The sequence below is a fragment of the Paenibacillus vulneris genome (assembly GCF_039543185.1).
In the GTDB taxonomy this organism is placed as follows: domain Bacteria; phylum Bacillota; class Bacilli; order Paenibacillales; family NBRC-103111; genus Paenibacillus_S; species Paenibacillus_S vulneris.
Window position 1 is genome coordinate 47497 of record NZ_BAABJG010000055.1, and the last position, 12034, is coordinate 59530.

Consider the following 12034-nt stretch of genomic DNA (forward strand, 5'->3'; position numbering starts at 1 on the left):
GCCTGAATGATCTCACTCACTGATTACTTAGCTTGAATATAGCCTTCCGCTTTAAGAAGCTCGGCAATCAAGACCGCACCGCCTGCGGCGCCGCGCAAAGTATTATGGGACAGACCTACAAATTTAAAATCATACAGGGAATCCTCGCGCAATCTGCCTACCGAAACGCCCATACCGCGCTCAATGTCGCGATCCAGTTTGGTTTGCGGTCTGTTCTCTTCCTCGAAATAAGTAATGAATTGCTTTGGTGCGCTTGGGAGCTCAAGCTCCTGCGGACGTCCTTTGAAGTTCAGCCAACGGCTCAAGATTTCGTCTTTAGAAGGCTTTTTTTCGAACGATACGAATACCGTTGCCAAGTGTCCGTCCGTAACAGGTACGCGAATACATTGGGTAGTAATTAATGGCGCGCTAGCTTTCACGATCTCATTATTTACAATGCTGCCCCAAATACGCAGCGGCTCCTGCTCGCTCTTCTCTTCCTCTCCGCCGATGTAAGGAATGACATTGTCCAGCATTTCCGGCCAATCGGTGAAGTTTTTGCCCGCTCCGGAAATAGCTTGATAGGTGGACGCAACCACGGTTGTCGGATTGAAATCGAGAAGCGCGTTAAGAGCAGGCACATAGCTCTGAATGGAGCAGTTAGGCTTAACGGCAATAAAACCGGTGGATGTTCCCAGACGTTTTCTTTGCGCTTCAATAATTTCGATATGCCCCGGGTTGATTTCCGGAATAACCATTGGAATATCCGGAGTCCAGCGATGGGCCGAGTTATTGGAGATAACTGGCGTTCCCGTTTTGGCATAAGCCTCTTCCAGCGCTTGAATCTCATTCTTCTTCATTTCGACTGCGCAAAAAATAAAATCGACATTCTGAGCAACCTCTTCCACTTTGGACGCATCCTGTACAACGATGCCCTTCACATCCTCGGGAATGGAGCTGGACAGCTTCCATCTGCCTTGTACAGCTTCCTCATATGTCTTGCCTGCCGATCCGGCACTCGCTGCAATTGCCGTTACTTGAAACCAAGGATGCTGATCGAGCAGTTGTACGAACCGCTGTCCCACCATTCCTGTTCCCCCTACAATACCTACTTTCAATTTTGCCGCCATAGATGTTCAAATCCTTTCAAAGTTAGTATGAAAATTATGTTTGTTTCATCATATACATCCGTTGTCTGAATCGTGTTACACGAGACTGCAATAAAAAAATCCCACCCCCAAGACTTAGATAGTCTTGGGGACGAGATTTGTATGCTCGTGGTACCACCCCAGATTCGCCCATATGTCGCCATATTTGCCTCTTCGAGTACGACATTGCCAAGAATGCTTATACTCTAGCTCTATAACAGGAGCTCCTGTCACACCATCTCCGTTTGTACATGGGTTCCGATGTGCTGCTCTGAGCCTTTTTTCAATAAATAATTCTTCACTCCTTTTCAGCTGCCGGAGCTCTCTGCTCAAGAATCCATTTATTTACTCTTCTCTTCATCGCATTTTGATTCATCTATTGCGTATATAATATCAAATAACTGTAAAGCGGTAAACCATTTTTTTCGAAAAAACTCATGTATGCTTTAATATGCCTAAATAAGCCTTCCATGGCCCTACATCGGAGCTGTAGCTCTTGGCCATCACCCTTACAATCTGAGTCATATGTGTCAAATCATGAACTACCCAAGTCGAGAGCAGCTCTCTTACCTTAACGGGGCCAAACTCAGGGTGAGTTCCCGCCAATTCCAGATGGAGCTCGGGTTGAATTCGTTCCTTCACGAAATCCAGGTTTTGAAATCGGATTTGTTTAAATGCCTGCAAGGATTGTTCGATGGTGCTTCGGGATTCTGAATGCAAATGGGAAAACCGGTCAAACGGAGGAAACGGCTTGTCCTCCCCCTCCCTCAGGATCATGTCCAAACGCGGCACCCAGTTATGCTTCTCTCCTTCAATCAGGTGTTCAACGACTTCAATGACATTCCATGTCCCCTCCCCTTCATTACAATGCAGCCATCTATCGGATAATCCGGATAATAAAGACTCCAAGGTTCGGGGTGTGCGCTCCAGCAATTCAATGGCCTCATTCAAAAGAAAATTCAATGCAAGACCTCCATTCGTGCAAACCAATGTTATTTACATATTCTCAGTGGATCTCTGTTTTCCTGCAGTACATTTCAAGTTCGTTTTTTCCTTGCCCTTTGAAGCCTTGTGCAAAGTTTGATAATTTCAATCTACGTACCGGAATTTGTACTATAATAAATGTAAACAAAGAAGCCTGTTCCTATTATTAAAAAAAGTCCATTTCCCGGGTGATACTATGCGAGATAATTCCTTGAACCATATCATGAAGCGGATTTTTGCCAACATTCAAGCTGCACCAATTAGCGGCGGATTCACGAGAGTGCCTCGAAGCTGGGGCAATCTGAATTTTGTACCGGCTGTCCATAAGTTTTATTTCATTCTCGATGGCGAGGGCTCCATTAGTATCGACGGCTGCGATTACGAACCCAAGCCTAATCAATTGTTCCTGCTGCCTGCCGGAACACGGCAGTCTCTTGCTTCAATCAGCAATCGGACATTTCAGAAATATTGGTGTCATTTCCAGGCTTCGATTGGGGAAACGGATCTGTTTCGGATGATCGACGTTCCTCATTATATTGATGTTCCTGAACAGGATATCGGGCTGCTCGCGCATCTGTTTCGAGAGCTGAACTGCCATATGAGCCGAAGTGAACCGTTCGCCCCGATCATGACAAGCTCTCTGCTGCTTCATCTGCTCCACTTTTATGTAGAACGGGCAGGTATCCATAATATGTTCTCTCAATCCCCGTTATCGTACGAAAACTTGAAAACCGTCGTGAACTATATGGAGAATCATTTGCGCGATGATGTTACTGTGCCTGAGCTTGCCCGGCTCATTCACCTGGATACCAATTACTTCTCCCGGCTGTTTAAGGATATGATCGGTTCGTCACCTATGCAATATATGAATCGCCTTCGCCTGGACCAAGCGCAAGCACTGCTTCGAGATACTACGATGACAGTTACGGAAATCTCGGCCGCGGTCGGACTGGAGCTTCATTATTTCAGCAGACAGTTTAAAGCCCATGTCGGCTTCTCCCCCCTCAACTATCGCAATATGGCTTCGAGCATGGCAAGACGTTAATGACCTTTCCAACTACATACCGGTTTGATTTGATAGCTTATTCAACTCAATGGATTGCATATTCCAACGGTGAAACGGTTATAGTATGGGGTGTATGTCTTGGATTTGACATTCTCCCTAAAAGGACAGGTGTAGCATGGAAGAGAGAAAAACATGGGACCTTATAGCGATCGCTTCCATTCCGCTAATTATGACTTTAGGTAATTCGATGCTGATTCCGGTGTTGCCATCCATACGGGACAAGCTGGGCATTACTTCGCTTCAAGTGAGCTTGCTGATTACCGTTTACTCTGCCGTAGCCATTCTGCTGATCCCATTAGCTGGCTACTTATCCGATCGTTTCGGACGAAAGAAAATCATTATTCCCAGTCTGCTGATAACAGCAGCGGGCGGATTGGTCTCAGGACTTGGAGCCTGGTGGCTTGATCAATCCTACATGGTTATTATGCTGGGCCGTTTATTGCAAGGGGTGGGTGCCGCGGGGGCTTTCCCGATCGTACTCCCTTTGGTGGGAGATATGTTCAAGAACGAGGACGATGTCAGCAGCGGTCTGGGCATTGTGGAAACTGCCAATACGTTCGGTAAGGTGCTGAGCCCCGTTCTAGGATCGGCCTTAGCCATGGCTGTATGGTTCCTGCCTTTTCTTGCCATACCCGTTTTATGCATCATTTCTACCGTGCTCGTAGCCTTTCTGGTCAAAACTCCAAAGAAGGAAGACAACGAAGCCGATCAAGAACAAGCAACCCTTCGCGCCTTCTTCACGCAAATTAAGCAAATCTTTAAAGAAAACGGCAGATGGCTGTACGCTATTTTTGGCATTGGCGGTATCTGTATGCTGGTTATCTTCGGGATCCTATTTTACTTATCTGATCTACTGGAAGATAATTACCATATTAAAGGTATACTTAAGGGTTGTATCTTGGCCATTCCGTTAGCTTTCTTGTGCTTAGCGTCCTTTATTACCGGGAAAATCATTAAAAAAAACATGACCCTGATGAAATGGCTGACGTTTGCCGGAATGAGTTTAGTTGCCTTAAGTCTTTTGTGGGACGGGTTTATCTATTCCGCCGCCTTAATTCTGATTATTTCAATATGCTTTATGGGTATTGGAGTCGGAATTGCATTACCCTGCCTGGATGCGATGATTACGGAGAGTATTGAAAAACAACAGCGGGGAACTATTACCTCCATCTACAGCTCTATGCGATTTATCGGGGTAGCGGCTGGTCCTCCGCTTGCCTCGCTGCTTATCAAGCTGTCTCCTTCCGTGATGTTCTTCACCATGGCGGGATGCAGCGCAATTGCCGTATTGCTCGCGTTATTCGGGCTGAAGCCCAAAGAAAATAATCGGGGTCAAGGCCAAAGCTTGCACTTCTTTCCACTCCGCATAAAACAAAAAATTAAGTAGACTCTATATTTGGCACCTTTAAAACAAAAGGCCAAATCAAAGGAGGAATTATACTATGTATCAAAATATGTCCAGCCAAATCAATCAATGTGAACAAATCATTAATCAGCTGATGAGCCAGACTCAACAAGCGACCCAAATGTATCAGCAATTGCTGCAGCAAGAGCAGCAAAATGCTGTGATTCTGGAGCAGATCGCGCAAAAAGAGCAAAGAGCCTCGCAAATGATCCAGACTGCTCTGCAAGGTCATCAGCTTGCTATGCAACAAATGCAGCAAGTAGCTCAAATTTGCAGATCCTTGGAGAATACCGCACAAAACAGCGTGCTCCCATATAATCAAGCCCAAGGATTCGGATCCACTATCGCCAACAACATTTCGTACAGACACTAATAAGTAAATAAATAAGACACTGATCGGATGGTCAGTGTCTTATTGTTCAAGTGGCTTCTGTTATTTTTTCCTGAGTAAATCCGGAAACGGGTTCGTTGTTTTGGACGTTAAATCTTGCTTATGCGTTCCATCCAAATTCATTCTTGAAAGAGTATTCACAATGTCTGCGTATTGATGAACATCGGAATTGATAGTCTCATAAGTCATGTAGTACAAACGTTCACCAATGACATTGATGTTTAATATGACTTTATCAACGAGCAGAGTGGGATTGCTTCCGTCCAGCCCGCTTCGATATAGCCTGGATTCCGAGGAGGACCATTTGCCCTCCACCATTTGTTCATAGTAAACCGTATTGTCTTTAATCCAAAACGATCCTACAGGATGATCGCCGATGCTGCTTCGGCCGCCCCCTGACAAGTCCATGCGGTGCAAGTACCCTTTATCGTCCTTATAATACAGCCAGCCATCAACGATTCTAATATCATAGTACCAATCTGAATCTATTGCCGCCGACTCTGTGCTTTCCGGATCGATCCGGTATAGCCCTCCGGAGCTCAACGTATAATAAATCGAATCGCCCCCCGGGGCCATCTCAAATACCTCTTCATCCTCGCCGCTGAGCTGGGTCCTATCAGTTCCGTCAAGCTTCATCCTATAGATAGGGCCGGAGCCCATCCCCTTATCCCTGCTGTAACACAGGTAGCCGTCTCTCATGAATAAATGCCGTGTCTCGTGCTCACTCAGCAGGGTCCTAGAACTTCCGTCCGTACGTATTCGGTAGATCTCTCCGGCATCGGTTCTCTTGCCTTCCCTATGCTCATAGATCCGGTAATACACCCAGCCGTCCACTGCACTGATATCGGTAACCGGTTCATCGGTTAACTGCACGTTAACAGTCCGGTCCAGGGACATTCGGTACAACTTGTTGCTATCGCCGATATTGGCATAATAAAGCCAGCCGTTATACTCCGTCACCATAGCATTATTATGAATGTTCTGAGGGTCATTGCCGGATCCGGCCGCAAATAAGGGGTTGGCTGCCGCAGTTCCTAGATTTATCAAACGTGAATCCGGGTCCCAGCTGATGCTTACACCCAACTCTTCCGAAACAAAACGAATCGGCACCATCAAACGGCCATTTTGCATTACGGCGGGCGCCTCCAGGGTAACGGCTTGGCCATTTTTCTTTGCAGCAGGCTGATTCAGGGTCAATTCTAGCACTGTACCTGACTTGCTTATGATCGCTGTATTAGTAGATTCTACCCATGTAACGTTCGCTCCCAGTGATTCGGAGACGACCCGGATCGGGACGTAGGTGACTCCCGCATCGGCCTGGATATAAGCAGGAGCATCCGTAAAAATTTCAATCCCGTTCACAGAGATGGATACAGCTGAATCGGGCGATGCCAAGGCTTGCGGAACAGCCAAGAGGGACAGCAAACATCCAGCTAAGCCTATATTTATGGTTTTGTTGTTCATTTCATCTCTCTCCTTTGGTCTTCTGTTATTGTATCGACATTACGAAGGCTCCAGTTAATACCGAAGACCAAAGGAAAAGAGCATACAATCAATGCATAATATAATGATTCAAATAATCATTGCGAAATTTTCCTTCCGGATCATAGCGAAGGAGCAGTTGTTGAAAATCCGGCAGCTTCTCATAAAGCGAGCGCAGCCGTGATGGAGTCATCGCAAACAGCTTGGCCCAATGCGGGCGAGCCTGATAAGGCTCCAGCTTTTCCTCCAGAATCGGGAGCAGCTGTCGAACATCCTCCACAAGGGGCTTCCAGGTAAAGTGGAACGCTACCGAATCCCGCTGGTAGCAAGGACTCATCCATAAGTCGTCGGCCGCAATCGTTCGAACCTCGGAAACGTGCAGGAGCGGTGCTATACGCTCCTTCAGCTGTTCAATTGCTTGAAGTGCGCTATAAGCATCCTGTCGGGAGACAAAATACTCGCTCTGCAGCTCCTCCCCCGCGCTCGGGGTAAAATCCATTCGAAAATGAGGCAGCCGCTCATGCCAGGGCCCAGGTATTCCTAATTGCTCGCTGCAATTTTCCGCCGTGAGTCCTGGCACCGGATGCCGATTTTCCAATGCACGTGCCGCTCCGAAGAAATCCTCTGTAACCGGATCGGCATCTTGGGATAACACCCGCTTCTGCCAAACTTGATTGAAGGCGGACTGCTTCCAATCCGTGAACAGGCTTACACTATAGGCGCTGGAGAATATCGCGTCGAAATTGTCCTTCAATTGTGCCAATGGCAAGTTGTCATATACATGCTGGCTTATTTGAAATACCGGTACGACATCCAGAGTTATCTTTGTAACGACGCCCAATCCCCCAAGCCCGACAACGGCTCCTTCGAGAATGCCGTCTCCTTGATCACGGGATAGCACGATCTTCTCCCCGTCAGCCTTGATAATCTCGAGGGCATGCACCGCTGCAGCAAGGCTGCCATTCCGATCTCCTGAGCCATGGGTCGCCGTAGCGCAGGCTCCCGCAACCGTGATATGAGGCAGCGATGCCAAATTGTGCAGCGCAAAGCCATGGCTGTGCAGGTAGCGGCACAACTCGCCGTATCGAATGCCTCCTTCGACGGTTACTTTCCTTCGCTGCTTGTCCAACTCGACCACTCGGTTGAGCTTCTCCAGCGAAAGAAGATTCTCCCTAGAGTCTGCGATGCCATTAAAGGAATGGCGCGTGCCCAGCACCTTGATTCGGTTGAAGCGGGCTACATATTCCTGTACTTGCTCCAAGCTTTCGGGAACATGAAGATTAGTAGTACCATACGTGTAATTGCCTGCCCAATTTCTATAGCTTTCCATAAACCGCACACTCCTTGTTGTGATCGAATTCTCAACTACGATAAGATCCTTTTTCTGTCAAATAGACTTTGGTCCATTCCTGTTTGATATAGCTTCCTTTATTGTAACAGCAATAATCCCAAATGATAACTACGAATCTTTCCCCTCCCTTTATAAAAACAGCATCGCCTAACTGCACAAACGGCCGCCATCCCGCAAAGGGGTTGGCGGCCGTTAAACGTTTTTTTACTGATTACATGTTAATTCATTTTATATACCTCAATCTCGTTCACGGTCGGCTCCTGACTGGCGGAAGTTATATAAAGCCTTACGTAGCGGGCATTGACCGTATTAAAGTCTATCGTTTTGCCTGCGCCGATCGATGTTCCCGAGGTGCCTGCAATATCCGTGAAGGTCGTACCGTCATTGGAGGACTGGAGCTTATAGGATGTGATCCTCGTATACGTGCTTTCCTTGATGAAAACCTGGTTAAAGCTTTTCGTTGACCCGAAATCCACACTAATCCATTGATTGCTTGTGGAACCGCTGGACGCAGACCATCGGGAGGAGACATTTCCGTCAAACGCTTTACCAGCGTCATACGATGAGCTCCAGGAGGAAGAGGCACTGTAGGTCTTGCCGGATGCAAGATTACCGCCGTTCTGGTACCTTTTGTTCTTGGCCCACATCAAGCGGGAGAATATGTCCATGCTGGTGCCGGATCTCGACAAATCCGCATTCGCAAGCGCATAGTACATATCCGGACGAAGCACTGTCAAGAACAAGTAGCCGCTTCGCGCATAGGTTGTAGGTGCACTGTTCCCCGAGCCGTCGGTGCCGTCGACTTTCCCCGCGAAATCATTAGGCCCTCTCATCATGACGTCGGCATACATATTAGCGATCGGCTTCAGCTGTGCCGCCGTAATCCCGTAACGTCCGCTTAGGAATTGGCGGTAAAAGCCCGCTACATCCAGGCTGCCGTGGCTGTTATCCTCCCCGCTCAGCAGCGTCGGGTTATATCCCCAATTATAAGCAGTGTTGCCTAAGCTGGTGGTATACACCTGTTTGGTGGAGTTATTGGCAAAATACCAGTTCACATTCGCCTGTATGATGCTGTCGTATTGAGATACCAGAGAAGGATTATCCCCAAGAAGCTCATGGGCCATCGCAACGTTTTGCAAGCCGTACGAGATCATCATCTGCTGATTCCACGGCATGGCTCCATTCGTCATGTAAGGAGATTGAGACGAAAAGTAGTACTTGTTGCCGTTCGACAAATTGAGCAGCTTGGGAAAAATAAACTGGTTGAGCACATAATCGGCTTCAGCTAAAAACTTAGTTGCACGCTGCTTATAGGTTGCTCCATAGCCATAAGGGTCCCCATCCAGAACCGTCGTGTTCCATATCGAAGGGGTTTTGAGAATGAGCCTTGCGCAGTTCGCAAGATGGCCTACCGGATCCCCGTTGGCCGAATCGGCGGAAGCGGTTCCGCTGCTGTTGCCCGGCCACACAGGTGCAACCGTATTCGTCCATACCGTACGTTGGCCATAGGGCGCGGGCAAAATATCATTTCGCTGCGAAAGTAGAACGTTGCAAAAATAGATCATCCGATCCAGAATGGCGGCGTCGCCCGTCAGTTCATACATGAGCCCCATAGCTTTAATGCTCTCGCCGCTTTTTCCCTGGGCATACTCATTTTGCATAGAATCGGTATTAGGCCATACGACCGGCTGAAGGTCCAATATGTAGGCTTTAAAGGAATTAATTTCATTCTGGGTAACCGGACCATCCAGGCTGTCAACAACCATAGGGCTGGCAGCCTGGACCTGAACGGCACTAAAGGGAGAGAGACCTGCAAGCAGCAAACCGGTTAACGCAATGCACTTCATCTGAGTCTTGGCTAAAGATAGGAATCTGGACATAAGATAACGCCTCCTTCTTGAATCACCTTGTCGGATAGATGGTACGTGCGCCGCATTCCCTGTACGGTGGATGCAGCTTAAGTCGGACTTGGATCCTCCCCCTTCCCTGTTAGGCTCGGCATTCTCTGCTGCACATCGAATTTCATGTGCTGACGTCAGTATAAAGCGCTTTCATTCCAACTTGAATAGACGATATTAACTATTGCTTTAATAAAATTAACTTCACTCCTTATCCCGCGTAGCTGATCCGCTCCACTCGCGGGCCATCTGTAATAGACCCTTATCTGTTACGGTATGCCGACGGTGAAGTTCCTGTATACTTTTTAAAGGCTGTAGAGAAATGCGACGCTTCATAGAACCCCGTCATATTAGCGATCTCGCTTATTTTCATCTCTGTGCTCGACAGCAGCTCCTTGGCCCTTTCCAGCCTTCGTTCATGGATATATCGCATCGGTGGGACCCCTAAGTGCATTTTAAAAAAACGGATAAAATAATTCGGATGAAAATGAGCTATTTCCGAGAGCTCGTCAACGGTAAACTCCTTGGACAGGTTTTGATCGATGTAATGGATCGTGTCGATCAGTTTGCTATCGGCTAACCCCGGTAAGGTTAGGTTCTTGTCTGACAGAGCCGTGTCGATGAACAAGGCTAGAATTTCAAAAAGAGCGGATTGAATCTTTAAGGAAGATGTAGGCCATTGACTTCCCCGGTTCGTCATCATTTGGCCAAAATGCTTTAACAGCAAGCCGCTATCCTGGATCGTTACGATATTCGGGAGACCGAATGTTTGAAACAACTGCCCCATGGCGATGTTCGAAGTAAAGTGGCACCAATACATCTGATATGGAGGGCCATTGGTTACGGAAAAAGACTGCATCACATCCGCAGGGGCAAAGAACAGCTGTCCTGGCTCCGGCAGAAAGGTTTGCCCGCCGACCGTAATCGAGCCGCAACCGTCCACAATATAGTAAAACTTATTATATTCCGGTATAAAATCGCGTCTTATCCAGTCCGGAGGGCAATCCGTATATTTTGCATGGATCAGGTCCAGCCTTAGGCTCGAAAGCCGGTGACGCAGCAAGCGTGTAACGCTTTTGGGCATGTTCAATACCATCTGTCTTTTATCCCCTTTTATAGTCCTAAGTTGTTATTTCGTTTATTTTACAACGTTATTCTCCTTTCCTCAAAGCCTCTTTTAAGTCTCGCACCCAATACAAAAGGAGCTGCGTCGTCCGCAAGCTCCCCTATCCCTTTTATGATATCAAGTTTAACCGATGGTTTTGACAACGTTCCCTTCATGGTCCGTTATATTAGTTTTGACGATCTCAATAACCGTCCCTTGCATGGAGGCGAGCTCCAATGTGCTTTCCTTAGGCTGCAATCTGCCGGATAGTTCTTTAGCCGCATCATGATTTAGTATCCAACGAATCTTCTCCTCATCGGCTTCAACTCCAGGTTTATCCCCCGGCTCAAAGACGACGCAGGTTTCTGAACCCAGCAAGGTGAGTGTTTTACCCTTCATAATTCGACCTTGCAGCAGCTTGCCAATAATGTCAGCTTGCTTGGCTCCTAACGTAAGCTTGGAAGGAGTTTTGCTAAACCAGCCCTTCTTTCCTTCCTCCCATGTCAGCTGATCCACATACAGGAAGCCCGTATTGGAGCCTTCCTCCAGCATTCCTCTTTCTACAGCATAGGCAACCGATGGGATCTGTACAATGGATTCTCGCCCCAGATCCGTCATGTACTGTGGAATATAGGGCAAGCTCTCGGAAAGCACGCCTAGCGTATTCCATGTTTGCATCGCCTCAAGTTCATCGGCTGTGATTCCAACCATTTGGATAAATTCAACCCGTCCGTTCGGTGTATGAATAGCCAGAAGTTCCGGGTCCTCTACGAAAGCCAATGCAGTTAAATCTGTATCGGCACCCAGGCATATTGGGCCGTTAGCATCCAGATAATCACCTGATTTAAAAATATTGCCGCTCTTAAAAACATACCGTCCCATATTTTGCAGCAAATTTAATGCCCATGCCGGAGGCTCCTCTTCCTCTTCCGTCCTCGATAGACGAAGCGTCAGCTCAAACCCATAACCGCTCTCGTCCGGAATGTCCGATTCCTTCTCGTAAAGCTCTGAAAAGCCGTATGTGACAAAATGCCAGTGTGGCTGAGGTGAATCACTCTTGTAGACACTGATTCCATCCAGCGGATCTTGACCGCCCAAAGCATAGCTGAGAATCGTCCCGTAATGCTTCGGCTCCTGGTCTCCGTAGATTTTGGACAGTGCGTGATCGATAGCGTCCCATCCGGCTGTGCTTGCTTCATTCTCCATTCCCTTGTTCCTCCTATGT

General features: G+C 47.6%; 10 protein-coding genes and 1 other annotated feature. Of the genes, 3 read left to right on the forward strand and 7 right to left on the reverse strand.

Features of this window, described 5'->3' with window-relative positions; translation table 11 throughout:
• Nucleotides 1-23: 23 nt before the first annotated feature.
• Nucleotides 24-1109, reverse strand: coding sequence for an aspartate-semialdehyde dehydrogenase (gene asd, locus ABEA66_RS33070; protein WP_192701751.1), 1086 nt, complete (start codon nt 1107-1109; stop codon nt 24-26).
• Between the two features lie 123 nt (nt 1110-1232).
• Nucleotides 1233-1497, reverse strand: a binding site (T-box leader).
• Between the two features lie 65 nt (nt 1498-1562).
• Complete coding sequence (locus ABEA66_RS33075; protein WP_079909372.1) at nt 1563-2090, reverse strand: DinB family protein; 528 nt, start codon at nt 2088-2090, stop codon at nt 1563-1565.
• Nucleotides 2091-2307: 217 nt separating this feature from the next.
• Here ABEA66_RS33075 and ABEA66_RS33080 point away from each other — a divergent pair, with 217 nt between their 5' ends.
• The 3 genes from ABEA66_RS33080 to ABEA66_RS33090 all read left to right on the forward strand — a co-directional run bounded on the left by ABEA66_RS33080 (nt 2308) and on the right by ABEA66_RS33090 (nt 4955).
• Nucleotides 2308-3156 (forward strand): AraC family transcriptional regulator, encoded by an 849-nt coding sequence (locus ABEA66_RS33080; protein WP_345594319.1) that lies wholly within the window; start codon nt 2308-2310, stop codon nt 3154-3156.
• Nucleotides 3157-3292: 136 nt separating this feature from the next.
• Entirely contained in the window at nt 3293-4564 is a 1272-nt protein-coding gene (gene bcbE / locus ABEA66_RS33085; protein ID WP_079909370.1) for a bacillibactin exporter BcbE, read from the forward strand.
• A 55-nt stretch (nt 4565-4619) separates the two neighbouring features.
• Nucleotides 4620-4955: a hypothetical protein gene (locus tag ABEA66_RS33090; RefSeq protein WP_079909369.1), complete on the forward strand. Its 336-nt coding sequence runs from the start codon at nt 4620-4622 to the stop codon at nt 4953-4955.
• A 60-nt stretch (nt 4956-5015) separates the two neighbouring features.
• On the opposite strand, the gene ABEA66_RS33095 is transcribed toward ABEA66_RS33090, so the two are convergent.
• The 5 genes from ABEA66_RS33095 to ABEA66_RS33115 form a co-directional block, all read right to left on the reverse strand.
• Nucleotides 5016-6437: a DUF5050 domain-containing protein gene (locus tag ABEA66_RS33095; protein WP_345594322.1), complete on the reverse strand. Its 1422-nt coding sequence runs from the start codon at nt 6435-6437 to the stop codon at nt 5016-5018.
• A gap of 88 nt (nt 6438-6525) precedes the next feature.
• Nucleotides 6526-7785 carry an FAD-binding protein gene (locus ABEA66_RS33100; protein WP_345594324.1) on the reverse strand — a complete coding sequence of 420 codons (1260 nt, stop codon included), beginning with the start codon at nt 7783-7785 and terminating at the stop codon, nt 6526-6528.
• 239 nt (nt 7786-8024) lie between these two features.
• The gene (locus ABEA66_RS33105; RefSeq protein WP_345594326.1) at nt 8025-9686 is read right to left on the reverse strand and encodes a discoidin domain-containing protein; all 1662 of its coding nucleotides are present in this window, start codon (nt 9684-9686) and stop codon (nt 8025-8027) included.
• A gap of 280 nt (nt 9687-9966) precedes the next feature.
• On the reverse strand, nt 9967-10800 hold the full coding sequence (locus ABEA66_RS33110) for an AraC family transcriptional regulator (RefSeq protein ID WP_345594328.1): 834 nt from the start codon (nt 10798-10800) through the stop codon (nt 9967-9969).
• Between the two features lie 153 nt (nt 10801-10953).
• Nucleotides 10954-12015 (reverse strand): suppressor of fused domain protein, encoded by a 1062-nt coding sequence (locus ABEA66_RS33115; protein WP_345594330.1) that lies wholly within the window; start codon nt 12013-12015, stop codon nt 10954-10956.
• Between the last annotated feature and the right edge of the window lie 19 nt (nt 12016-12034).